Below are 23,676 nucleotides of genomic sequence, written 5' to 3'. Positions count from 1 at the left end.
GAACGTTTGGGCCGGCTTCAGACTCCATTCAGATTCGCTGCGGATACTGCCCCCACTCGAACCAACGATGGGGGCAAGACATGATCCAGTCGCAATGGGAAACGCTGTTCCCACTTCACTTTGGCAGCCTGGGCCAACGCCACGCCTACCTGGCCCTGCAACGCCCAGGGGACCCGGGCCGCGAGGCACTGGAAGGTTTCGTCCAGCGCAGCTTCAAAGCGGCCCACGACGCCGACGTCCAGCACTTCCTGCCGGAGATGCTCGGGCTCCATGACCGCCACGGCGACCTGGACGCCGCCGTCGGCCTCCGCCTGGCCGACACCGGGCCGCTGTTCCTCGAACAGTACCTGGACGAGCCCATGGAAGCGGCGGTGAGCCGCCTGGCCGGAGCCGCCGTCACCCGCGCGGCCCTGGTGGAGGTCGGCAATCTGTCGTCGCTGTCCGCCGGCGGCGCCCGCCTGCTGATCATCGCCGTGACCTGGCTCCTGGCCACCCGGGGGCTGCGCTGGGTCGCCTTCACCGGCACCGCCAGCCTGGTTAACAGCTTCCACCGCCTCGGCCTGGAGCCGATCTCCCTGGGCCGGGCTGAAGCCGAGCGCCTGGCCGACCCAGACAGCAACTGGGGCACCTACTACGCACAACGCCCGCAGGTATTCGCCGGCGACATCGGCAACGGCTACCACAAGCTGGAGCGCCACGGCGTGTTCCACCGCCTGGGGCTCCCCTCCTTGCACGGGGAGAACGGCAATGCGGCCTGACCTGAAGGGGTTCCGTGAAATCCTGCAACGGCACGCTGATAGCGACGCCCGGCGCCCGGCCGTCAGGGGCGCCCAGCAGCGCTTCAGCTATGCACAGCTGCTGGCCGAGGTCGCGCAGCGCGAGGCCCGCCTGGGCGAGCTGCCGGCGGGGCCATTGGTGCTGCTCCTGGACAACGGGCCGGACGCACTGTTCTGGGACCTGGCGGCATTGTTCAGCCAGCGCCCGTGCATCGTACTGCCGCCCTTCTTCAGCCCCGCCCAGCGGGCCCATTGCCTGCAGCAAAGCCAGGCGACCCTGGTGCTGGCGGACGACGACGCCCACGGCGAGGAACTGACCGCCGCCGGTTACCAATACACGGACGGCCTCTGGCAGCGCCCGGCGAGCCACGCCGCCGCCCTGCCGGAAGGCACCGCGCGCATCACCTACACCTCCGGCAGCACCGGTACCCCCAAGGGCGTGTGCCTGTCCGCCGCCGCCATGCTCGAGGTCGCCCAGGCCCTGGAAGCCGCCAGCCGCCCCACCGCGCCGCGCCAGTATCTGGCGGTGCTGCCCCTGGGCGTACTGCTGGAGAACCTCGGTACCTACGCCGCGCTGATCGCCGGCGCCCAGGTCACCCTGCTGCCCCTGGCCCAGCTCGGCCTCAACGGCGCCAGCGGCATCGACCTCAAGCGCCTGCTGGGCTGCATCATGCTCAGCGGCGCGCAGAGCCTGATCCTGGTGCCGCAACTGCTGCTGGCCCTGGTCACCGCCATCGAGCGCGGCCTGATGCAGGTCGGCGAGCTGCGCTTCGTCGCCGTCGGCGGCGCGCGGGTTTCGGAGGCCTTGCTGGCTCGCGCCCAGGCCATCGGCCTGCCGGTGTACGAGGGGTACGGGCTCTCCGAATGCGCCTCGGTGGTGTGCCTCAACCTGCCCGGGCACAGCCGCCCCGGCACGGTGGGCCGGCCCCTGCCCCACGTCGAGGTGCGCCTGGCCGAAGACGGCGAGGTGCTGGTGCGCGGCGCCATCCTGCTCGGCTACCTGGGCGAGCCGCCGCCCGCCTCGCCCTGGTGGCCCACCGGTGATCTCGGCCACTTCGATGCGGACGGCTACCTGCGCATCCTCGGGCGCAAGAAGAACCAGTTCATCACCAGCTTCGGCCGCAACGTCAACCCGGAATGGGTGGAGGCCGAGCTGACCCAGGACGGCACCATCCTCCAGGCCTTCGTCCATGGCGAGGGCCTGAGCCACAACCTGGCGCTGCTCTGGCCGCTGGCCGTCGAGACCACCACCGCCGAGCTGGAAGCCGCCGTGCAGCGCTGCAACCAGGGGCTGCCGGACTACGCCCGGGTGCACCGCTGGGCGCGCCTGCCCGAGCCCTTCTCCACCGCCAACGGCATGCTCACCGGCAACGGCCGGCCGCGCCGCGAGGCGATCTTCCTCCATTACCAGACCACCTTTAACCAACTCGCCAACGCCTGAGGTTTCCCATGTCCTTCTTCGACACCCTGCAAAGCGCCACCCACACCGAACGCCAGGCGCTGTTCGCCGTACCGGTGATCCGCGACGCACTGGGCGGCACCGTCAGCCTGGAGGGCTACATCGCCTTCCTCACCCAGGCCTACCACCACGTACGCCACACCGCGCCGCTGATGATGGCCTGCGGCGCGCGCCTGCCCAGCCGCCTGGAGTGGCTGCGCAAGGCCGTGTGCGAATACATCGACGAGGAGTACGGCCACGAGCAGTGGATCCTCAACGACATCGCGGCCTGCGGCGGCGACCCCGAGCGCGTGCGCGACAGCCGGCCATCGTTGTCCATCGAGCTGATGGTGGCCTTCCTCTACGACACCATCGCCCGGCACAACCCGGTGGGGCTGTTCGGCATGGTCAACGTGCTGGAGGGCACCAGCATCGCCCTGGCCACCCACGCCGCCGGCAGCATCCGCAGCTCCCTCGGCCTGCCACCGACGGCCTTCAGCTACCTCAGCTCCCACGGCGAGCTGGACCAGGACCACATGGCCACCTACCGCAAACTGATGGACCGCCTCGACCAGCCCGAAGACCAGGCCGCGGTGATCCACACCTCGCAGGTGGTCTACGGCCTCTATGCCGACATGTTCCGCGGCCTGCCCCGTGCAGAGGTGCGCCATGCGACTGTCTGATTGCCGTGCGGTGCTCACCGGCGCCAGCGGCGGCATCGGCCTGCAACTGGCCCGGCAACTCTGCGAGGCCGGCGCCCAGGTCCTGGCGGTGAGCCGCCACGAGGGCAGCCTGGCGCCCCTGCGCCAGCAGTACCCGCACCAGCTGCGCTGGCTGCAGGCCGACCTCACCCAGAGCGCCGACCGCCACCAGGTGCTGACCTCGGCCTGGCAGCTGGGCGGCGTCAACCTGCTGGTCAACGCCGCCGGGGTGAACCACTTCGCCCTGTTCGAGCAGATCGACGACGCGCGCCTGGACGAGCTGCTCGACCTCAACCTCAAGGCCACCCTGCAGCTCACCCGCCTGCTGCTGCCCCTGCTGCGCCGGCAGGAGCACGCGCTGATCACCAACATCGGCTCCACCTACGGCTCCATCGGCTACCCCGGCTACGCCACCTACTGCGCCAGCAAGTTCGCCCTGCGCGGCTTCTCCGAGGCGCTGCGGCGGGAGCTGGCGGACACCTCGGTGGACGTCCTCTATGTGGCGCCGCGGGCCACCCGCACAGCCATGAACGGCGCCGCCGCCACCGCGCTGAACGACGCGTTGAAAGTGGGCACCGACGCCCCCGAGGACGTCGCCATCGCCGTGCTCGAAGCGATCGAACGCAACCTCCGCGAGCTCTACCTGGGCTGGCCGGAAAAGCTCTTCGTGCGCCTCAACCACCTGCTACCGGGGCTGGTGGACCGGGCGCTGCGCAAGCAGCTGCCGGTCATCCGCCAGCACAGTCGCGCAACCACCGGGGAAACCAGCAAATGAAACGACTCCTGCTCATCGCACTGCTCATCGCCTCGCCCCTGGCCTGGTCCCTGGACGACGCCGGGCAGCAACGCCTGGCCGACATCCAGACCCGCTGGGCGCAGATCCAGTACCGCACGCCCGAGGCCGAACGCGAGACGGCCTTCGCCAAGCTGGCGGCCGACAGCGAGGTATTCGCCCGCCAGCAACCGACGGCGGCGGAAGCCTGGATCTGGAACGGTATCGTCACCAGCAGCTGGGCCGGGGCCGAGGGCGGCCTGGGCGCACTGGGCAAGGTCAAGGAGGCACGCGCCAGCCTGGAAAAGGCCCTGGCGCTGGACCCGCAAGCCCTGCAGGGCTCGGCCTACACCAGCCTGGCGGCGCTCTATGACCGAGTGCCCGGCTGGCCCATCGGTTTCGGCGACGCGAAGAAAGCCGAGGCGCTGCTGCAGGAAGCCCTGCGCATCAACCCGCACGGCATCGACAGCCTGTACTTCTGGGGTGATCATCTGTACCGCCAGGACCGCCCGACAGAAGCCCGCCAGGCCCTGGAACAGGCCCTGCTGGCCCCCCCGCGCCCCGGGCGCGAGCTGGCTGACCAGGGGCGACGGGATGAGATCAATGCTTTACTCAAGAACCTCAAGGACAACTAGGACAACTAGGACCAAGCATGCGTCTGTTGCTGGTTGAAGACGATAGCGCGCTGGGCGAAGGCCTGCGCACCGGCCTTCGCGAAGAGGGCTACACCATCGACTGGCTGCAGGATGGCGCCAGCGCACTGCACGCCCTGACCCAGGAGAGTTTCGACCTGGTGATCCTCGACCTCGGCCTGCCACGCCTGGACGGCCTCAACGTCCTCAAGCGCCTGCGCGGCTCGGGGTCGGCGCTGCCGGTGCTGATCCTCACCGCCCGCGACGGCATGGAGGACCGCATCGCCGGCCTCGATGCCGGCGCCGACGACTACCTGATCAAGCCCTTCGACCTCAACGAGCTTAAGGCCCGCCTGCGTGCCCTGCTGCGACGCAGCAGCGGCCGCGCGCAGGTGCTGGTGGAACACGGCGGCGTCAGCCTCGACCCGGTCTCGCAGCAGGTTCACTACCAGGGCCGGCCCGTCTCGCTGACGCCCAAGGAGTACATGCTGCTGCACGAACTCCTGGCCCAGCCGGGCAAGGTCTTCAGCCGCGAGCGCCTGACCCAGCTGCTCTACGGCTGGGACGAGGAAGCGGAAAGCAACACCCTCGAAGTGCACATCTACCACCTGCGCAAGAAGCTCTTCGGCGAGCTGATCCGCACCGTGCGCGGCATCGGCTACCTGGTGGAAAGCAAACTATGACCTCCTTGCGTCAACGTACCCTGTGGCGGGTGTTCATCCTGCTCATCGCCGGCACCAGCCTGCTCGCCTACTATAACTACCGCGACAGCAGCCACGAGATCGCCGAGGTCTACGACGCCCACCTGGCGCAGAACGCCCGGCTGCTGCAGGGCGTGATGAGCCTGCCGCTGGCCGCCGGCGACCGCCAGAAGCTCTACGGCGCCTTCGACGCCGCCCTGCTCCAGGCAGGCCGCTCCGGCATCGGCCACCCCTACGAGAACAAGCTAGCATTCCAGGTCTGGAGCACTGACGGTGAACTGCTGGTGAACACCCCCAGCGCCCCGCGCATCGGCCCCCAGCAGCGCACCCCTGGTTTCTCCGACATCACCCTCGACGGCAAGCAGTGGCGCGGCTTCCTGCTGCCGGTGAGCGAGCAGCAGGTGGTGATCTGGGTCGGCGAACGCAAGGACGTGCGCGGCGACCTGGTCAACCGCATCGTGCGCCACACCCTGCTGCCCTTCCTGCTGGGCGGGCTGGTGCTGGCGCTGCTGGTCTGGTTCGCCATCGGCTGGGGGCTGCAACCGCTGCAGAACATGGCCAACGTCATTCGCGGCCGCCATGCCAAATCCCTCGAACCCCTGCAGCTGGCCCCGCTGCCCAGCGAGCTGGAGCCCATGCAGGCGGCCATCAACCGGCTGCTCGGCCAGGTCAGCGACCTGCTGCGCCGCGAGCAGCGCTTCATCGCCGACGCCGCCCACGAGATGCGCACCCCGCTGGCGATCCTGCGCCTGCATGCGCAGAACGTGGAGCAGGCCAGGACCGAGGAAGACCGCGAGCGCGCCCTGGGCTACCTGATCGGCGGCGTCGACCGCTTGAGCCGCGTGGTCAACCAGTTGCTGACCCTGGCACGGATCGAGCCGCGCCTGGGGCAACACCCGGGCGATGACCTCGACCTGGCCAAGGTCGCCACCGACACCCTGGTGGAAATGACCCCCTGGGTGCTGGAGCACAACGTCGAGCCGGTGCTGGACATCCAGCCCGGCACCTACCCCGTGCGTGGCGACGCCATGAGCATCGGCATCGCCCTGCAGAACCTGGTGAGCAACGCCGTGGACTTCTCCCCGGCCGACGCCGTGGTGACCATCAGCCTGCGCAACGCCGCCGAGCACATCGAGCTGGCGGTGGAGGACCAGGGACCGGGCATCCCCGAAGAACGCCTGGCCCTGGTCTTCGAACGCTTCTTCAGCGATGGCCACGAGGGCGGCGCCGGCCTCGGGCTGTCCATCGTCAAGACCATCATGGAGCACCTGGGCGGCGACGTGCGCCTGGAGAACGCAGCCGGCGGCGGTCTGCGCGCCATCCTGATGTTCCCCCTGCGCCAGCGGCCCGCCGGGCCGGCCTAGCCCGGCCCCTGCTCCTCCTCCGGCAGCGGGCGGCGCCGGCCCGTGATCATCGACAGCGGCAGGTTGTCCCGCAGGCGCAGGCTCTCCAACACCGCAGCGCTCAGGTGCAGCGCCACCAGCAACGCCAGGCCATTGGCGCTCCAGCGGTGCAGGTCCTGGGGCCAGTCGACGCCCCACAGCGCATCGACCTCCTGCATCAGGTAGCCGCTGAGCCCCAGCAGCGCGATGGCGCCCATCATCAGCACCATCACCAGCGCCCCCAGGGGCGAATGCCCCAGGCGGTGGCAGGGCGCACCGCTGACCAGTGCCCGCAGGTGCGCCGCCAGCCGTCGCGGCGTCGGCCAGAAGTCGTGCCAGCGCGCGCTACGTGGCCCAATGAAGCCCCAGGCCACGCGCACCAGCAGCCAGGCGCAGGCGTAGTAGCCCAGCCAGGCGTGCCAGGGGTCGCCTTCCTCGGTGAAGAAGTAATCGGCGAAGAAGACGCCGGCGACCGAGACATGGAACAGCCGGACCAGCGGGTCCCAGAGGCGGATGGTCGCCGCGCGCATCAGTCTTCCACCCGGCTCTTCACCGCTTGCCCGGTGACCGGGTCGTGGTAGATCTCGACCTTGCGCTTGTCCTTGTCGAGGCCGTAGATCTCGTAGCAGTTGCCGGAGGTGATCTTGAACTTGTTGATCTGATAGCCCTGCGCCTTCAACTGCGCCTGGAACTGCTCGGGGTCCTTCCAGGTGGAGCGGTCGGCGGTGGTGCATTGCGGTGAAGCGAGGGCGGCGCCGCTGGCGATCAGCAAGGCGGGAAGCAGCATGAAGCGCATGGTGAAGCTCCTTTGGGGTATGGAGGCCTCACTCTGCGCGCCGAAGCTTAAGGATTTCTGAGGCCCGAACGCCCCGTCCGGCCGCTACGGCAAGGTGCCGATACGGGACAGTTCGCGCTGCAGCTCGTCGCGCTCTAGGCTCGCGAACGGCAGCGCCAGGAAGGCCCGGCAGCGCCGCTCGATGCAGGCCAGCGTGGCGCGGAAGGCCGCCTCCACCTGGCCCTCGTCACCCCCCGTCTCGGAGGGATCCTCCAGCCCCCAGTGGGCCTTCAGCGCCGGGCCGAAGTACACCGGGCAGGCCTCGCCGGCCGCCTTGTCGCACACGGTGATGACCACATCCGGCGGGTTGTCGGCGAAGGCCTCGTTGCCCTTGCTGCGCAGCCCCCGGGTGTCGATGCCCGCCTGCTGCAGGGTGGCCAGGCTGCGTGGCAGCACCTGGCCCTTGGGAAAGCTGCCGGCACTCACCGCCTCGAACCCGGGCGGCGCCAGGTGGTTGAACAGGGCTTCGGACAGGATGCTGCGGCAGCTGTTGGCCGTGCACATGAACAGGACTCGCATCGATGGCTCCTGCCGCCCCGGGCGGCGATCAAAGGCTCAGGCGCAGCGCCAGGGCCGACAGCGTGATAAGCAGTACGGGCAGCGTCAGCAGGATGCCGACCTTGAAGTAGTAACCCCAGGTGATGCGCATGCCCTTGCGCTCCAGCACATGCAACCAGAGCAGCGTGGCCAGGCTGCCGATGGGGGTGATCTTGGGGCCGAGGTCGCAGCCGATGACGTTGGCGTAGATCATCGCCTCGCGCACCACGCCTTCGGCCCCGCTGTCCTGGATCGACAGCGCCCCGATCAGCACGCTGGGCATGTTGTTCATCACCGAGGAGAGCACGGCGGAAAGCGCGCCGGTGCCGAGGGTGGCGCTCCACAGCCCCTGCGCGGCGAGGCGGTCCAGCACCTGGGTGAGAAGGTCCGTCAGCCCGGCGTTCTTCAAGCCATAGACCACCAGGTACATGCCGAGGGAGAACACCACCACCTGCCAGGGCGCCTCGCGCAGCACGCGCCGGGTGGCGATCCGCTGCCCGCGCGCGGCGACGGCGAACAGGGTCGCCGCACAGGCGGCCGCCACGGCGCTGACCGGAATGCCCAGGGGCTCCAGGGCGAAGAGGCCGACCAGCAGCGCCAGCAGGGTCCACCCGCCCACCACGAAGGTGGCGCGATCGCGGATCGCTGTCTCCGGCGCCGGCAACGCCTCCAGGGCGTAGCGCCGGGGCAGGTCTCGGCGGAAGAACAGCCACAGCACCAGCAGCGTGGCGGCGACGCTGGCCAGGTTCACCGGCACCATCACCGCGGCGTACTCGCTGAAGCCCAGGCCGAAGTAATCGGCGGAAACGATGTTCACCAGGTTGGAGACCACCAGCGGCAGGCTGGCGGTATCGGCGATGAACCCGGCCGCCATGACGAAGGCCAGCGTGGTGGCCGCCGAGAAGCGCAGCGCCAGCAGCATGGACATGACGATGGGCGTGAGGATCAGTGCCGCGCCGTCGTTGGCGAACAACGCCGAAACCGCGGCGCCCAGCAGCACGCAGAAGCAGAACAGGCGATGACCGCTGCCCTTGGCCCAGCGGGCTACATGCAGCGCCGCCCACTCGAAGAAACCGGCCTCATCCAGCAGCAGGCTGATGACGATGACGGCGATGAAGGTAGCGGTGGCGTTCCAGACGATGGCCCACACGACGGGGATGTCGTGCAGCGACACCGCCCCCACGCCCAGCGCGATGACCGCGCCGAGGGTGGCGCTCCAGCCCACCCCCAGGCCTTTGGGTTGCCAGATGACCAGCACCAGGGTGAAGACGAACACGGCAATGGCGACAAGCATGAACCAGCGCTCCAACAGGCTTAGCAGCAGGCGGCCGCACGGACGGGGCGGTCATCCATGTTGTGCAGGCGCGAGGCGTTTTCCCGCAGCCACTCGGCATTGGCCTTGAGCGTCACCTGCAGCATCTCGTGCACCCAGGCGGGCAGCTCCGGGTTGAGGCGGTAATACACCCACTGGCCTTGGCGGCGATCCAGCAGCAAGCCATTGCTGCGCAGTTGGGCAAGGTGGCGGCTGACCTTCGGCTGGCTGTCATCCAGGGCGCACATCAGCTCGCAGACACACAACTCGCCAAGGTGGGCGATAAGCAGCGTGGCGCGGGCGCGCGTTTCATCGGCGAGGCTTTTGAAGACGTCGGTCGGGGTGATCATGGGAGGGCCAGAACATATGGGAAATCGAATATACGGATTTCCATATATCCAGAAAAGACATTTCGCCGTCCGGACTCACGCCTGTGCGGTTTTTTTGCCCGCCGCCCGCAGCTCGGGCGCTGACCGACATGTAGGGTGGATGACGCTCTTTTCATCCACCAAACGGTGCCACCGGGGAACACCGCGTTGGGGCAGTCCTGCGGCCTGCTTGGCGACTGAAGTCGCCCCTACATGGGTCGCGAGCCAGCCTGTAGGTCGGGTGTAACCCGACGTTTGCGGTGATGGGTTTCGCTGCGCTCCACACCATCCTACGGCGCCGACCCAACCCACGGTGCTGACCGGTGTGTAGGGTGGATGACGCTCTTTTCATCCACCAGGCGGTGCCGCCGGGGAGCACGGCGCCGGGGCTGTGCATCGTGAAAATTCGCCCGGCAGCAGCGAAATTTCCCGCATACCCCGACCGGCATCTGGCGCTAGGTTGAATCCGTGAGCAGCCGCCGCGTGAGCCCCACCGGCGCTTCGCTGCCACCGCGTTCCGAGTAACGGGCCGCGAGTACGCCCCCAAACGGACGGCATCCGAAGCACTACCCCGGAGTCATTGATGTTTCCTCGAATCCCCTACCAGCGCGCCCGCCTGGGCGCACTCCTGGCGGCGGCGTGCACCGCCCTCGCCGCCTGCTCCAGCCTGCCCAGCCCGGACCAACAGGTTTCCATGTCCCGCGATGCGGTGAGCCGCGCGGTCGCGGCCGAAGCCACCCAGTACGCGCCCCTGGAGATGAAAGCCGCGCAAGACAAGCTCTTCCTCATGGAGCGCGCGCTCGGCGCCATGAAGTACGCCGAGGCCGAGAAGCTCGCGCAGCTGGCCGAAGCCGACGCCAACCTGGCGGAACAAAAGGCCATCGCCGTGCGTGAGACCGAGGCCCTCAAGCAAGCGCGCGACGGTATCGACGTGCTGAAGAAGGAGATGCTCGAAGCGCCCTCCTCGCCGACCGCGCCTACCTCCCCCGCTGCCAAATAAGGATCGCCCATGCGCCCAGTCCTAGTGATGCCCCTACTCTCCGCGCTTGGCCTCGCCCTTGCCGGCTGCGCCACCCCGCCGGAGAACCCCGACCTGCTCAAGGCCCGCGAGGCTTTTGCCCAGCTCACCAGCAAACCGGAATCCAGCACCCTGGCCGCGCTGCAGACCCAGGTCGCCAGCAAGGCCCTGAACGATGTCGAGGTGTATTCCGAGCTGGACCGCGAAGCCCCGGAAATCGACCACCTCGCCTACCTGGCCAACCGCAAGATCGAGCTGGCGGAGCAAACCATCATCGCCCGCAAGGCCGCCGCCGACCTGAAGAAAACCGACAACGAGCGCACCCAGGTGCAGCTGGAAGTCCGCACCCAGCAGCTCAAGGCCCTGCAGGCGCTCAACGCCAAGCCCAGCGAGCGCGGCCAGGTGGTCACCTTCGGTGATGTGCTGTTCGACACCGGCAAGGCCGAGCTGAAGTACGGCAGCCAGCGCAACCTGCAGCAGCTGGCCACCTTCCTCAGTGAGAACCCCGAGCGCAAGGTGCGCATCGAAGGCTTCACCGACAGCACCGGTGGCGAGCTGCTCAACCTGCGCCTCTCCGAGCACCGTGCCGAATCGGTGGCCCGCGCCCTGGAGCGCCTGGGCATCGGCCGCGAGCGCCTGATCACCAAGGGCTACGGCCCCGAGTTCCCGGTCAGCGACAACGGCTCCATCCAGGGCCGCCAGCTCAACCGCCGCGTAGAGGTGATCATCTCCAACAGCGCAGCCCCCGTGAGCGATCGCAGCTAACGGCACGGCTTCACCGAGGGGCGCCACCGCCGCCCCTCGGTTCCCGCTCTTCATCCAAGGCCAGGGCCGGCCCACGATGCCGGCACGCACGGAGCACCACGCCATGCAAGATGAACCGATCCACACCCTTCTCATTGTCGACGTGCAGCCCATCGTCCGGCTGGCCATCCGCGAAGTGCTGCGCGACAAAGGCTTCAACATCATCGGGGAAAGCACCCGGGGCGACATCGCCCTGCGCCTGGTCCGCACCCTGGTCCCCGACCTGGTGATACTCGACCTCGACCTGCCCGACATGGACGGCCTTTCGGTGTTGGCCGCGATCCGGGAGATGCCCTTCGAGGTTCCCGTGGTCGTCTTCAGCGCACTGCCCGCCGACCGCTTCGCTCACCCCTGCAAGCAGCTCGGTGCCGCTGCGTACGTCAGCAAGAAGGCCAGCGCCGAACAACTTGTCGCCGCGCTGGTTTCGGTGACCGCGCAAAGTGACTACCTTTCCAGCATACCGCCCGACTAACGCCGCCTCGCCCCCGCAAGCCGAGCCGTGTCAGGCACCTGCCCCAGCCTATGGAAAGTCACGATGCCGCGCCTGTTTTCGCTCCTGTGGCCCTTGCTGCTCACCTGCCTGTACCTGCCCTTCGCCACGGCCGAAGAACAACCCGTGCTGCTCAGCCACTCCGGCGCCCAGGACATGGCGTTGCCCCTCGACGAGGACGACCTGCGCTGGCTGCACGACAAGCACGAACTGGTGATGGGCACCGCCCCGCCCAACTTCCACCCGCTGGAAATGACCAACGCCACCCACGACTACGAAGGGGTCACCGCGGACTACCTCGGCCTGGTGGCGCAAGCCCTCGGGCTCAGCGTGCGCCTGCGCGCCTACCCTGATCGCGAGGCGGCGCTGGCGGCCCTGCAGCGCGGCGAGCTGGACCTGCTCGGCAACGCCACCGCCGAGGAAGCCGCCCGCCTCAAACTGCCGCTCACCCAGCAATACGTGGTCGACAACCCCGTGCTGGTGGCCCGGCAGGACCTGGAGCCCCGCCACTGGGAGCGGCTCAAGGGCCTGCGCCTGGCGGTGGCGCGGGATTACCGCCCCCTCGCCGAGCTGAAGGCGCGTTACCCGGAGGCGACCCTCCTGCCCTTCGCCGCCGAAGACAAAGCCATGGCTGCGGTCGCCTTCGACCAGGCCGACGTGATGCTCGGCAATGCCCTCTCCGCCCAGTTCCTCATCAGCAAGGCCTACTCCGACTATGTGCGTATCGTCCGCACGCTGCCGCCGGAGGGGCGCGGCTACGCCTTCGCCCTCAACCCGGGCGAACCGCGCCTCGAGCGCCTGTTCAACACCGTGCTGGAACGCATCCCCGAAGGCCAGGCGATGAGCATCCGCCGGCGCTGGGGCGACCGGCTGATGCTCAGCCTCGCGCCGCTGCCCCTGAACGACGAGGAAGCGGACTGGATCAAGCGCAACCCGGTGGTGCGCGTCGCCGTGGCCCGCTACCTGGCGCCCATCTCCTACTACGACAAGCAGGGCAACCACCTGGGCATCGCCTCCGACCTGCTCGCGCTGCTGGCCGCCAAGACCGGCCTGCGCTTCGAGGTGGAAGCCTTCGACAGCTTCCAGGGCATCTACGACGCTGCCGAGGCGAAGCGCATCCAGCTGGTCGCCGACCTGGAGCCGGACCAGGCCCGCGAGCGGCTGTTCCACTTCACCCGGCCCTACCTCTACTCGCCCCAGTTGCTGGTGACCCGCGCCACGCCCGATGCGCCCACCAGCCTCGACGCCCTGGCCGGCAAGACCCTGTCGCTGACCCGGGGCGACTCGCTCATCCCCCTGCTGCAGCACAGCCACCCCGCCATCCACATCCGCGAGGTGGGCTCCGCGCTGGAATCCCTCGCGCTGCTGGGCGACGGCAGCATCGACGCCACCGTGCTGCCCGAGGTGGTGGCCAGCCACAACCTGCTGCGCATCCCCCGCGAGCAGCTGCGCATCGCCGGCGCCCTCGACCTGCCCCTGGCCACCCAGGCCCTGGCGGTGCGCCGCGACGAGTTCGAGTTGTTCGGCATCCTCGAAAAAGCCATGCGCAGCGTCCCGCCGGATGCCCGCACCGAGCTGGTCAACCACTGGCGCACCAAGGCCCCGGTGGCCGCCCCCAGCTGGCGCGACTACATCACGCTCATCTACCTCATGGCCGCGGTGGGTGCCGTGCTGCTGCTCATCGCCGTGGCCTGGGGCCTGTCCATGCGCCGCCAGGTGCGCCAGCGCCAGCGGGCCGAGCGCGCCCTGGGCGACCAGATGCAGTTCATGGAGGCGCTGATCGACGGCACCCCCAACCCCATCTACGTGCGCGACCTGGAGCGGCGCATGGTGCTGTGCAACGACAGCTACCTGCAGACCTTCCAGCGCACACGCGAAGAGGTGATCGGCACCACCATCAACAACCTGCCGGTGGAGGAACAGGCCGAGTTCGACAACGACTTCAAGGGCATCCTCGCCGGCGGCCAACCGGTGCTGAAGGACCGCGTGGTGCACATCGACGGCCGCACCCTGGCCATCTACCACTGGATGCTGCCCTTCCGGAATGCCGAAGGCGCCCTCGTCGGCATCATCGGCGGCTGGATCGACATCAGCGAACGCCAGCAACTGCTCGCCCAGCTGCAAGACGCCAAGGAAGCCGCCGACGAAGCCAGCCGCGCCAAGAGCACCTTCCTCGCCACCATGAGCCACGAGATCCGCACGCCCATGAGCGCGGTCATCGGCATGCTCGAGCTCGCCCTCAAGCACGCCGAAAGCGGCCGGCTCGACCGCGACAGCATAGAGGTGGCCTATGGCTCGGCCCAGGGCCTGCTGGCGCTGATCGGCGACATCCTCGATATCGCCCGCATCGAAAGCGGCCGCCTCGCCCTCAGCCCCGAGCGCGCCAACCTGCGCCAGTTGCTGGAGGGCGTGGTGCGGGTGTTCGACGGCCTGGCCCGGCAGAAAGGGCTGCGCCTGACCCTCAACCTGGACAACAGCGCCAACGACGATGTGCTGCTGGACCCGCAACGCCTCAAGCAGGTGGTTTCCAACCTCGTCAGCAACGCCATCAAGTTCACCGACCAGGGTTCGGTCAGCGTCATCGCCCGCACCGAGCCGGAGGGCGACGACCTGCGCGTGCAGATCGAAGTCATCGACACCGGCATCGGCATCTCCGCCCACAACCAGCAGAAGCTCTTCCAGCCCTTCGCCCAAGTGCCCGGCAACAGCCTCAACACCCGTTCCGGCACCGGCCTGGGCCTGATGATTTCGCGCACCCTCTGCGAAATGATGGGCGGCCAGCTGCTGCTGGAAAGCGAGCTGGGCTCCGGCACGCGCATCGTCCTGGCGCTGCGTTTCAGCCGGCTGGAGCCCCTCGCAGCGGAGCCGCTGCGGCCCATCGAGCAGCTCGCCGAACCGGTGCGCCATGCGCTGAGCGTGCTGGTGGTGGACGACAGCTACGCCAACCGCAAGCTGCTCTGCGACCAGCTCGCCTACCTCGGCCACCGGGTGAGCCAGGCAGAGCACGGCCAGCAGGGCCTGGGCCTGTGGCAGCCCGGGGCCTTCGACCTGGTCATCACCGATTGCAACATGCCGGTGCTCAGCGGCTACCAGCTGGCCCAGCGCATCCGCGAACAGGAACAGGGCGAGCAGCCGACGCTGATCTGGGGCTTCACCGCCAACGCCCAGCCCGACGAGCGCCAACGCTGCCTCGACGCCGGCATGGACGATTGCCTGTTCAAACCCATCGCCCTCGGCGAGCTGGATGGGCGGCTCCGGCGCATCACCCCGCGCCATGCACCCAGCCCGGAGCCCGAGCAAGTGCCCGCCGCCACGGCCAAGCCGCGCTTCGACGTGAAGGAGCTGGAACACTTCACCGGCGGCGACCCGGCGCTCACCCAGCGGGCGCTGGAAGGCATCCTGCAAAGCCACCGCATCGACCTGCAGCAGGTACGCGGCCTGCTGGAATCCGGCAGCCAGCACGGCATCGTCGAACTCGCCCACCGCATCAAGGGCGCCGCCGGCATCATCCGCGCCCACGGGCTGATCGACGCCTGCGAACAGCTGGAAGCCGCCTACCGCAACAACGCCAGCCGCGACGACCTTCGCCGATCCCTGCACGACCTGGAGGCCATCATGCTCGAGTTGGATGAGGAATTGATCGCGTTGTTAGCGTAAGAGCAGCTGGAAGATGGGAGCTGGAAGCTTGAAGCTTGAAGCCGTAGGAGCGGATTCATTCGCGAACGAGCATCCGGGCCGCTGGCAGCCTCTTGCCTGCGGAAGGTCCTTCGCGGCTGAAGCCGCTCCCACAACCGTAGGTCGGGTGCAACCCGACAGCTCGTGCCACCGAACCACACGCGGGTTTCACCCGCCCTACCCGCCTACATGAATCGTGATTGGGGGGCACATTTTGTGGGAGCGAATTCATTCGCGATGGAGCAACCGGCCACTCGCCGCCTCGTGCCTGCGGAAGGTCTTTCGCGGCTGAAGCCGCTCCCACAGGGGGCCCGCAACGGGGGCTGAACATTGTTGCGTTGGGCCTCGCTGCGCTCGGCCCAACCTACGGCGCCGCGCACAACCCACGCCTTGGCACCGACCGCTGCGTGGGGTGGATGACGCTCTTTTCATCCACCAGGCGATCTCCCCGGGAGCACCTGCGTTGGCAGCCCTGCGGCCTGCTTGGCGACTGAAGTCGCCCCTACAGGGGTCGTGGCTGGGAGGCACATTTTGTGGGAGCGAATTCATTCGCGATGGAACATCCGACCACTCGCCGCCTCGTGCCGGCGGAAGGGCTTTCGCGGCTGAAGCCGCTCCCACAGGGGGGCCCGCAACGGGGCTGAACATCGTCGTGTTGGGCCTCGCTGCGCTCGGCGCCAACCTACGGCGCCGCGCCCAACCCACGCCACAATGCCAACCACTGCGTTGGGTGGATGGCGCTCTTTTCATCCACCAGGCGATCTCCCCGGGAGCACCTGCGCTGGCAGCCCTGCGGCCCGTTTTCAATCACCGGGCCGTTTCTGATTGACGATACCCCGCAGCCCCATCCGCACCGGGTGTTAGCCTCCCTGTCGATGTAATTGGAGAGGTTCGCCATGCACCAGAAGGATGCCAGTTCGCCGGTGAGGGATCGCTTGCTTCAGGCCGCCCGGGCCTGCTTCCTGGGGGACGACTATCACCAGGTCACCACGCGCCGGATCGCCGAGCAGGCGGGCGCCAACCAGTCGATGATCCGTTACTACTTCGGCAGCAAGGAGGGGCTCTATGAGGAGATGCTCAGCGAGGCCTTCAAGCCGCTGCTGGATGTTCTCGACGGGCCATTGTTGGCGTCGGTCGACGGTTTCGCCGACTTCCTGCGCCTGTATTACGCGGCCATGGCGATGCAGCCGGAGCTGCCCCGCCTGGTGCTGAAGGTGCTGGCGCTCAACCGAGGTCCGGGGCGACGCTTTCTCCAGCAATTGCTCGACCGGGGCCGCGACGGCGGCGCCCGCAAGATCGCCGACTTCAAACGTACCGGGCAGGTCACCGCCGAGACCGACCCGGACATGCTGCGCATGGCCTTCGTCAGCCTGGCGATGACGCCGATGCTGCTACGGGATGTATTCGAAGAGCAGATGGGCCGGCCCATGGACGCCGACTTTCTCGACGGGCTGGCGGCGCTCAACGGCCGTCTGTTCAGTGTCGGGCTCACCCCGCCCGGGGAGGTGTTGCCATGAGCCTGCAGCGCAATGCCTTCGCCGTGGGGGGCTTCCAACTGGCCATGCGCTTGGGTGCCTGGTTGCAACGGGCCGCCGGCAACCTGGTGCCACCCCCTTTTCGGCTGATCCAGATGGGCTCGGCCTTCTGGCTGTCGCGAGCCCTGCATGCCGCCGCCCGGCTGGATGTCGCCACCTTGCTGGGCGGCGAGGCGCTGGCAGTGGAAAGCCTGGCCAGGCGCCTGGACGTGTCGGCAGACGCATTGGCCCGGCTGCTGCGACTGCTGGCCGCCAGTGGCGTGTTCTGCGAATGCGCGCCTGGGGTCTTCCGCAACTCGCCCGTCTCCAGCTATCTGCGACGGGACCATGCCAGCAGCGTTCGCGCCATGGTGTTGCTGCACAACACCGGCGCCATGAGCGAGCCCTGGTATCGACAGCTGGAGGCAGGCATCCGCCGCGGCGTGCCGCCCTTCGTGCTCAGCCACGGACGCACGCTGTTCGAGCACCTGGATGAAGACGCCGAACTGGACGCACTGTTCTCGTCAGCGATGGACAGCGTCGAAGCCCTTGCCGGCGACAGCTTCGCCACCGACCTGGACTGGAGCCGTTTCCGGCGGGTGATCGATGTGGGGGGCTCCCGTGGGCGCAAGTCCCTGGCCCTGCTCCACCGCCATGCCCACCTGGAGGCACTGGTGGTGGACCGGCCACAGGTCATCGCCGAAGCGGGTCGCTACTGGCATGAAAGCAGCGAGCCCGGCCTGGAGCGCTTGCAGTTCATGGCCGGCGATCTGCTCGATAACCTGCCCGGTGCCAAAGACAGCCACGATGTCTACCTACTCTCGGCGGTGCTGCATGGTTTCGACGACGCCACGTGTATTCGGGCCTTCGACAGCCTGCGCCAGGCCATCGGCCAGAGCGGCGCGCGGGTCATTCTGATGGAAATGGTGGTGCCCGAAGACCGTGCAGACCTCGCCAGCGCGCTGTGCGACATGCAGATGTTCATGGGCGGTTACGGTCGTGAGCGAACGCTGCGGGAATGGCATGCGCTCTGCCACAGCGGTGGCATGGAGGTCGAGCAGGTGGTGGATACCCGGTCCCTGGCCAAGCTGCTGGTGCTGAGGCCAGGGTTGGCGGAGGGTGCAGTGAACCGTGGCGCACGCCATAGGCCGTCTGGATTCCGGCCTCCAGCGTCCATCTTCCAGATTCGCACTGACTCAGACTCCGGTCGCCTGGCACGACCCGAGCATCGGTGTGAAACGCTCCCGGGCTAAAGCCCGGGCTACCTGAGGTGGCTGCGCTCTTTTCATCCACCAGGCAATGTCACCGGAAGCACCTGCGCTGGCAGCCCTGCGGGCTGCTTGGCGACTGAAGTCGCCCCTACAGGGGTCGTGGTTAGGGGCACATTTCGTGGGAATTCATTCGCGATGGAGCATCCGACCGCTCGTAGCCTCGTGCCTGCAGGAGGTCTTTCGCGGCTGAAGCCGCTCCCACAAGGAGGGCCCCGCAGCGGGGCCGAACATCGTTGCGTTGGGCCTCGCTGCGCTCGGCGCCAACCTACGGCGCCGCGCCCAACCCATGCCACAATGCCGACCTCTGCGTAGGGTGGATGGCGCTCTTTTCATCCACCAGGCGATCTCTCCGGGGGCACCTGCGTTGGCAGCCCTGCGGGCTGCTTGGCGACTGAAGTCGCCCCTACAGGGGTCGTGGTTGGGGGGCACATTTCGTGGGAGTGAATTCATTCGCGATGGATCATCCGGCCGCTCGCAGCCTCGTGCCTGCGGAGGGGCTTTCGCGGCTGAAGCCGCTCCCACAGGGAGAAGCCCGCAGCGGGGGCCGAACATCGTTGCGTTGGGCCTCGCTGCGCTCGGCGCCAACCTACGGCACCATGCCCACCCCAAACCACGACGCCGACCGGTGTGTAGGGTGGATGGCGCTCTTTTCATCCACCAGGCGATGTCGCCGGGAGCACCTGCGCTGGCAGCCCTGCGTGGCCGCCGATGCGGCTAGAGGTATTGCGCCAACCAATCCAGCTGGAAGCCGACGGCCGTGTCGAAGGCCCGGCCCTGGTACAGGTCGTAATGCCCGGCCTTGTCGATCACCTGCACCGCCTTGCGGCCCCTTATGCGGCCGTACAGCTCCAGGCCTTGCTCGGCCGGGTTGACCTGGTCATCGCCAGCCACCACCACCAAGGTGGGCGTGACCACGCGAATGGCCACGTCCACCGGTTTGTAATGGGCCATCTCCCAGACGGTGAGGAAGGGAATCTTCACGTCCATTTCCGGGTGGCTGGCCTTGCAGCGTTCGAAGAAGGCGCGGGATTGCGGGTCCGACATCACCTTGGGGATGGGCACGAACAGGTCCTTGCCGGTGCTCGTGCGGCGCGCCTGCATCTTCTCCAAAGTTTCCAGGAAGGGTGCGCGCTCCGCCTCGGGCAGGCGCCCGGTGATCAGCGTCTCGCCGTTGGCGAAGGGCATTTGCAGCAGCAGGCATTTCAGCGACGGCAGCCGGCTGGCCACCACCACCGCATGGCAGGCGCCGAGGCTGGTGCCCCACAGCGCCACCCGCTCGGCATCGGCCCAGCTCTGCGCCTTCACCCAGTCGATCACCGTGAGCACATCCAGCACCTGCTGCTGCGGCACCAGCCGCCCACGCTCGCCGCCGCTGGCGCCAAAGCCGCGGTAGTCGAAGGTCACCGCCAGGTAGCCCACCTCGGCAAAGGCCTTGGCATAGGCCGGGAGGAGAATGTCCTGTATCCCGCAAAAGCCATGGCAAAGCACCACCACGGGTGCTGGTTTGGCCTTGAGCTGGCCATACACGCGGCCAGCCAGTGGCTGGTGGTCGGCGCTGGGAATGGAGACATCTTCGTACTGCATGGTTCTACTCCTTGGTTTGCAACGGGCAATGGCCGGCCCTGCCGCTCGGGGTGAGGGCAAAGCGTTGCTAAGGGTTTGAAGGTGGGCGGTCAGCCGCCCGGCTCAGGGTGCGGCAACCACCGGCAAGGCGTCATGAGTGCGCATGCCGCGCCGGGAGTCAGACCACGCCGTTGCGCTTGGCGAACTCCACCAGGCCCACCAGGCTCTGCTCACCCACCTTTTCTTGCAGGCGCGCCTTGTAGGAGCTGACGGTCTTGTTGTTGATCAGAATCTGGTCGGCGATCTGCTTGTTGGTGTAGCCCAGGGCCAGGTAGCGCAGCACCGTGAGTTCGCGGTCGGAGAGGCTGTCGAGCACCTTCGCCTCATTGCTAAGCGGCGCGTTAGGGTCGTCGGTGGTCATAAAGGCATCGGGGAAGTAGCGGTAGCCCGCCAGCACCGCCTTCACCCCGGTGGCCAGATCAGCCATGTCTTCACGCTTGTACACATAGCCATGGGCGCCGGCCCGCAGGCAGCGGGAGGCATAGAAGCCCGGGTCCTTGGCGCTGAGCACCAGCACGCGCGGCGCCGGCTCCAGGGTGCGCAAGCGGGCGATCAACTCCAGGCCGCCCAGGGCGGGAATATCCAGGTCCAGCAGCACCAGCTTGGGCTGGGTTTCCCGGGCCGTGCTCAGGCCCGTGACGCCATCGGCCGCCTCGCCCACCACCTGGTGCCCCTCGCGCTCGAGCAACATGCGGGCGGCCATGCGGACGATGGGGTGGTCGTCGATCAGGAGGATTTTTGCCATTCAGTTCACCTATACGGACAAGCACTCGATCACGCAGGGGTTGCTAGGATGATGACGGACCCACTCCATTTGCCCGCAGAGGCGGTGGGGCTGGCTGTAACTTTGACAGAGATCGGCAGCGGGGTGCGCACTCCGGCGCGAGCCTGGATCTGCACAGGGGAGTGCGTGGCATCCTTCCCATCTAGGGTGACGGTTCCAGTCAGTCCTGCACCATCAAATTTGATTTCGCCATTCGCCCCCATTCCGTAAACGTGCACACCGAGTGTGCCGTCACTATCACATCGAACCCCTGACGGGATGTCGACTGTCCGAGTCTCTCCGCCACCCAGCGTTAGTGTTGCATCGGCCCCGTCGAGGGTGCACCCCGTGTGGGTGAGGTGCGCGGGGTTATATTTGTTCACGGCCCACGCCGTATAGTATGTCTCGATGTTCCCCATCCGTTCGAATCGGCAGGCGCCGGCCTGGACGGAGATCACAGCGCCTGTGTAGGTCGGCCCCCGTCCCGTCGCGGTGACCAACCCCTTTATCGGTGCTTCTTGTTCGGCCTTCAGGAGGCCGGTCACCTCACTCTCGGACGCGTTAGGCCCAGCCAGCGCGTGGACGCCGTTCACCCCGGTGGCGCGGAACGCAAGGTAGTCCGGGTAGAGCATGAAGCCAGTCAGGCGAACCAGCGCGTACCATGATGTCTTTACGTCGCCCGGCCCGGTCAGGCTTTTCGCATACGCACAAGAAGCCTTCGCCGTGCAGTCCGACCCGATGTGATTCACCTGTTCACAGTCAGCACCGGGAGGTGGTAAGGCGTGGGACGGACCGGTCCAGGTCCTGATGTCGGACGATTCGGCACCTGACACATACACCACGTCGCCCGGCACAAGGGCCGGGGGGCCGTCTACTTCGGCGGCGTCGCACATCTCTGCGGTGAGCATGCAAGTTACGAGCATAATCCAAGCGATCGCAGTGGGGCGGGCCGCAGCGGTTGAGATCATTTTCATTTTTACACCATGTTATGGGCGGCGAGCACAGTAGCTCGGGTAACTCATCCACCTCTCCCACCGCTCCTCATACACCCGTACCCTCTCCAAAGCCTCGGCTCTCCCAAGTCCCCTGGCGATGGCTTGCTCATAAAGCCGCGCGCGTCGTTCACGGTGGTTGTGTAATGCCCGTGGGGCGATACCCACCCCATCGGGCGTAAACCATGCACCCAGCCAGTCGAACCCCTTGGCCGTTCGGCCGAGCTGGGTCTTGCCCGGGTGCACACTGAAACCGCCTTCGGCGGTGGCCGCTCAACTCAGATGTATTCGATCTTCAGGTTGCCGCTGGCATTGAAGTCACCGCCCTTGAGGTTGGCCTTATCCTTCTTGACCGGGACCACAGTCAGCACGGGAGTCTTCGGGTAGGTGAGATCACGAGACTTGTTGACTTCCAGCACGGTGTCGTCAAGGAACAGCTTGATGCCAAGGTCCGTCACGCTCGTGGCAAGCACGGTCGGATCGAAGCCCGAGGCACCTCCGGTCAGTGAAAGCTTGAGCACCTTGCCGTCGGCACGCTCGCACTTGAGCCCATAGTCCACCGTTTTCTTGAAGTTGGTACCGTCGATCTTGTCGGTCCGTACCTCACCAAAATTCACCTCGATCGGTTTGCCGCCGTTGAACGTACAGGCGGGCGGCTCCACCAGCTTGCCGACGAACTTGATGTTGTCGCTTTCGGCGGCCATCGAGGGCACGGCGTGCTGGGTCATGGCTGCGAACAGCAGTGCCAGGGTTACAAGATTGCTTTTCATGAGTACTCCACTTTCAGAGTGGCTGCGGCCGTGAACTCGCCACCGCGCAGCTGGGTATTGGCCTGCCTGACCGGAACCGCGAACAGGGCAGGTTTGGTTGAATAGTCGAATGAGTGAGAACCGCTGTTTACGTCCAGCAGTTCGTCATCCACGTACAGGCGGATGCCCAGCCCATCGACACTGGTGCGCAAGGCGGCTGCATCGAAGGTTGCTGGCGCACCGGCAATACGGAGTGCCAGGCGTTTGTTGTTAGTGCCGGTGCACTGCAGCCCATAGGTGACGGGCACCCTGTAGTTGCTGCCGTTGATCTTAGTGGTCACCACTTCGCCGAAGTCCACTTCGATGGGCTTGTTGCCATTGATCACGCAGTTGGGCCGCGCGACCACAGTGACGGTCACCTTGAAGGTGGTCGAAGCCGCCTGGGCCGGCGCGACTGCAACCGCAGCCAGGCAGGCGCCCGCCAGGGCCAGTGCCTTGATTCGCTTCACGCCGCTCTCCTCTCTCAGCCTGTGCCGGCGCCGCTAGCCTTGCGGCTCGACGGGCGTGGCCTTGCAGGTGCCGCCGTTGCAATCGAAACGCAGCTGCGGGCGGCCGCCGTAGTCGTTGATGTAGGTGAGCACCGGGCTGGCACCCAGGGTGGCGGCCGGCACCTTGAGCGGGGCATTGCCGCGCGGCTCGAGCATCAACGGTTCGAAGCCTTCCGGCGCTTCGCCGCTGGGGCTGCTGGCGGCGTCGACGATGGTCACGTAGTAGGCCGTGGGGTTGTTCACCCGGTAGCTGTCGCCTTCACGGGTGAGGGTGAGCTGCTCCTGCCAGGCGGGGGCCTGTTCGCCCCGGGCCGGGACCAGGGCCTCGGGCCGGTAGAACAGCTTGATGCGGGTTTGCAGGGCGATCTGCAGGGAGTTGGGCTTGTCGCTGCGCGGGGGGATTTCGCGCAGGTTGAAATAGAACAGGCTTTCCCGGTCCTGCGGCAGCTGGGCCACGGCGGGCAGGCTTTGCACCTTGAGCTGGCTCTTGGCGCCCGGCTCGATGCGCTGCAGCGGCGGCAGCACCACCAGCGGGGAGTTGACCTTCTTGCCGCTGGCATCTTCCAGCCAGCCCTGGGCCAGGTAGGGCAGCTGCTTGTTCTCGTTGCTGACGCTGAGGCTGACGGACTTCTGCCCGGCCTCGAACACCACGCGGGTGCGGTCCAGGGCGATGGCGGCCTGGGCCTGCTGGGCGCCCAGGGCGCAGAGCAGCAGGGAGCCGATAAAAGGAGTGAAGTGACGGTGGTTCATGGATCGGTTCTCGGTTGAATGCTTC

Annotated in this window: 24 protein-coding genes; 13 read left to right on the top strand and 11 right to left on the bottom strand. The window is 67.4% G+C overall.

What is annotated here, in order from left to right; all coding sequences use genetic code 11:
- Positions 1 to 80: 80 nt before the first annotated feature.
- Genes RTW82_RS18910 through RTW82_RS18880 form a run of 7 tightly spaced genes read left to right on the top strand, consistent with a single transcriptional unit; the run spans position 81 to position 6,384 of the window.
- Positions 81 to 758, top strand: a complete 678-nt coding sequence (locus tag RTW82_RS18910; protein WP_184490053.1) for a thermostable hemolysin — start codon at positions 81 to 83, stop codon at positions 756 to 758.
- Positions 748 to 2,217 (top strand): AMP-binding protein, encoded by a 1,470-nt coding sequence (locus RTW82_RS18905; protein WP_316926041.1) that lies wholly within the window; start codon positions 748 to 750, stop codon positions 2,215 to 2,217. Before RTW82_RS18910 ends, RTW82_RS18905 begins: the two co-directional genes overlap by 11 nt.
- A gap of 8 nt (positions 2,218 to 2,225) precedes the next feature.
- Positions 2,226 to 2,897, top strand: coding sequence for a TenA family transcriptional regulator (locus tag RTW82_RS18900; protein WP_021220164.1), 672 nt, complete (start codon positions 2,226 to 2,228; stop codon positions 2,895 to 2,897).
- Complete coding sequence (locus RTW82_RS18895) at positions 2,884 to 3,690, top strand: SDR family oxidoreductase (protein ID WP_184490055.1); 807 nt, start codon at positions 2,884 to 2,886, stop codon at positions 3,688 to 3,690. The genes RTW82_RS18900 and RTW82_RS18895 overlap by 14 nt, the downstream gene beginning before the upstream one ends.
- Positions 3,687 to 4,322 carry a tetratricopeptide repeat protein gene (locus tag RTW82_RS18890; protein WP_316926040.1) on the top strand — a complete coding sequence of 212 codons (636 nt, stop codon included), beginning with the start codon at positions 3,687 to 3,689 and terminating at the stop codon, positions 4,320 to 4,322. The genes RTW82_RS18895 and RTW82_RS18890 overlap by 4 nt, the downstream gene beginning before the upstream one ends.
- A gap of 17 nt (positions 4,323 to 4,339) precedes the next feature.
- Positions 4,340 to 5,002, top strand: coding sequence for a response regulator (locus tag RTW82_RS18885; RefSeq protein WP_021220161.1), 663 nt, complete (start codon positions 4,340 to 4,342; stop codon positions 5,000 to 5,002).
- The gene (locus RTW82_RS18880; RefSeq protein ID WP_021220160.1) at positions 4,999 to 6,384 is read left to right on the top strand and encodes a sensor histidine kinase; all 1,386 of its coding nucleotides are present in this window, start codon (positions 4,999 to 5,001) and stop codon (positions 6,382 to 6,384) included. The genes RTW82_RS18885 and RTW82_RS18880 overlap by 4 nt, the downstream gene beginning before the upstream one ends.
- Here RTW82_RS18880 and RTW82_RS18875 read toward each other — a convergent pair.
- The 5 genes from RTW82_RS18875 to RTW82_RS18855 all read right to left on the bottom strand — a co-directional run bounded on the left by RTW82_RS18875 (position 6,381) and on the right by RTW82_RS18855 (position 9,436).
- Positions 6,381 to 6,932, bottom strand: coding sequence for a cytochrome b/b6 domain-containing protein (locus RTW82_RS18875; RefSeq protein WP_021220159.1), 552 nt, complete (start codon positions 6,930 to 6,932; stop codon positions 6,381 to 6,383). The genes RTW82_RS18880 and RTW82_RS18875 overlap by 4 nt on opposite strands.
- Positions 6,932 to 7,198, bottom strand: a complete 267-nt coding sequence (locus RTW82_RS18870; RefSeq protein ID WP_316926039.1) for a PepSY domain-containing protein — start codon at positions 7,196 to 7,198, stop codon at positions 6,932 to 6,934. The genes RTW82_RS18875 and RTW82_RS18870 overlap by 1 nt, the downstream gene beginning before the upstream one ends.
- Before the next feature lie 84 nt (positions 7,199 to 7,282).
- On the bottom strand, positions 7,283 to 7,756 hold the full coding sequence (locus RTW82_RS18865; protein WP_316926038.1) for an arsenate reductase ArsC: 474 nt from the start codon (positions 7,754 to 7,756) through the stop codon (positions 7,283 to 7,285).
- A gap of 28 nt (positions 7,757 to 7,784) precedes the next feature.
- Entirely contained in the window at positions 7,785 to 9,068 is a 1,284-nt protein-coding gene (locus tag RTW82_RS18860; RefSeq protein WP_316926037.1) for an arsenic transporter, read from the bottom strand.
- A 20-nt stretch (positions 9,069 to 9,088) separates the two neighbouring features.
- Positions 9,089 to 9,436, bottom strand: coding sequence for a metalloregulator ArsR/SmtB family transcription factor (locus tag RTW82_RS18855; RefSeq protein WP_021220155.1), 348 nt, complete (start codon positions 9,434 to 9,436; stop codon positions 9,089 to 9,091).
- Positions 9,437 to 10,037: 601 nt separating this feature from the next.
- Here RTW82_RS18855 and RTW82_RS18850 point away from each other — a divergent pair.
- The 6 genes from RTW82_RS18850 to RTW82_RS18825 all read left to right on the top strand — a co-directional run bounded on the left by RTW82_RS18850 (position 10,038) and on the right by RTW82_RS18825 (position 18,208).
- A complete protein-coding gene (locus RTW82_RS18850; RefSeq protein WP_316926036.1) occupies positions 10,038 to 10,454 on the top strand; it encodes a DUF4398 domain-containing protein in 417 nt (138 codons plus the stop codon).
- 9 nt (positions 10,455 to 10,463) lie between these two features.
- A complete protein-coding gene (locus RTW82_RS18845) occupies positions 10,464 to 11,237 on the top strand; it encodes an OmpA family protein (protein WP_316926035.1) in 774 nt (257 codons plus the stop codon).
- A 103-nt stretch (positions 11,238 to 11,340) separates the two neighbouring features.
- On the top strand, positions 11,341 to 11,748 hold the full coding sequence (locus RTW82_RS18840) for a response regulator transcription factor (protein ID WP_316926034.1): 408 nt from the start codon (positions 11,341 to 11,343) through the stop codon (positions 11,746 to 11,748).
- 63 nt (positions 11,749 to 11,811) lie between these two features.
- Complete coding sequence (locus tag RTW82_RS18835) at positions 11,812 to 15,423, top strand: transporter substrate-binding domain-containing protein (protein ID WP_316926033.1); 3,612 nt, start codon at positions 11,812 to 11,814, stop codon at positions 15,421 to 15,423.
- Positions 15,424 to 16,337: 914 nt separating this feature from the next.
- Positions 16,338 to 16,958 carry a TetR/AcrR family transcriptional regulator gene (locus tag RTW82_RS18830; RefSeq protein ID WP_316926032.1) on the top strand — a complete coding sequence of 207 codons (621 nt, stop codon included), beginning with the start codon at positions 16,338 to 16,340 and terminating at the stop codon, positions 16,956 to 16,958.
- Entirely contained in the window at positions 16,955 to 18,208 is a 1,254-nt protein-coding gene (locus tag RTW82_RS18825; protein ID WP_316926031.1) for a methyltransferase, read from the top strand. The genes RTW82_RS18830 and RTW82_RS18825 overlap by 4 nt, the downstream gene beginning before the upstream one ends.
- Positions 18,209 to 18,940: 732 nt before the next feature.
- Here the strand turns inward: RTW82_RS18825 and RTW82_RS18820 are convergent.
- The 6 genes from RTW82_RS18820 to RTW82_RS18795 all read right to left on the bottom strand — a co-directional run bounded on the left by RTW82_RS18820 (position 18,941) and on the right by RTW82_RS18795 (position 23,651).
- A complete protein-coding gene (locus RTW82_RS18820) occupies positions 18,941 to 19,810 on the bottom strand; it encodes an alpha/beta hydrolase (protein ID WP_316926030.1) in 870 nt (289 codons plus the stop codon).
- A gap of 157 nt (positions 19,811 to 19,967) precedes the next feature.
- A complete protein-coding gene (locus tag RTW82_RS18815; protein WP_316926029.1) occupies positions 19,968 to 20,594 on the bottom strand; it encodes a response regulator transcription factor in 627 nt (208 codons plus the stop codon).
- A 29-nt stretch (positions 20,595 to 20,623) separates the two neighbouring features.
- Positions 20,624 to 21,586, bottom strand: coding sequence for a hypothetical protein (locus RTW82_RS18810; protein ID WP_316926028.1), 963 nt, complete (start codon positions 21,584 to 21,586; stop codon positions 20,624 to 20,626).
- Positions 21,587 to 21,882: 296 nt separating this feature from the next.
- A complete protein-coding gene (locus RTW82_RS18805; protein ID WP_316926027.1) occupies positions 21,883 to 22,374 on the bottom strand; it encodes a fimbrial protein in 492 nt (163 codons plus the stop codon).
- Positions 22,371 to 22,862 (bottom strand): fimbrial protein, encoded by a 492-nt coding sequence (locus tag RTW82_RS18800; protein WP_316926026.1) that lies wholly within the window; start codon positions 22,860 to 22,862, stop codon positions 22,371 to 22,373. Before RTW82_RS18800 ends, RTW82_RS18805 begins: the two co-directional genes overlap by 4 nt.
- A gap of 33 nt (positions 22,863 to 22,895) precedes the next feature.
- On the bottom strand, positions 22,896 to 23,651 hold the full coding sequence (locus RTW82_RS18795; protein WP_316926025.1) for a fimbria/pilus periplasmic chaperone: 756 nt from the start codon (positions 23,649 to 23,651) through the stop codon (positions 22,896 to 22,898).
- Positions 23,652 to 23,676 lie beyond the last annotated feature (25 nt).

Source organism: Pseudomonas sp. zfem005, assembly GCF_032621735.1.
GTDB lineage: Bacteria > Pseudomonadota > Gammaproteobacteria > Pseudomonadales > Pseudomonadaceae > Metapseudomonas > Metapseudomonas solani.
This window is presented reverse-complemented; position numbering and strand designations above follow the sequence as displayed.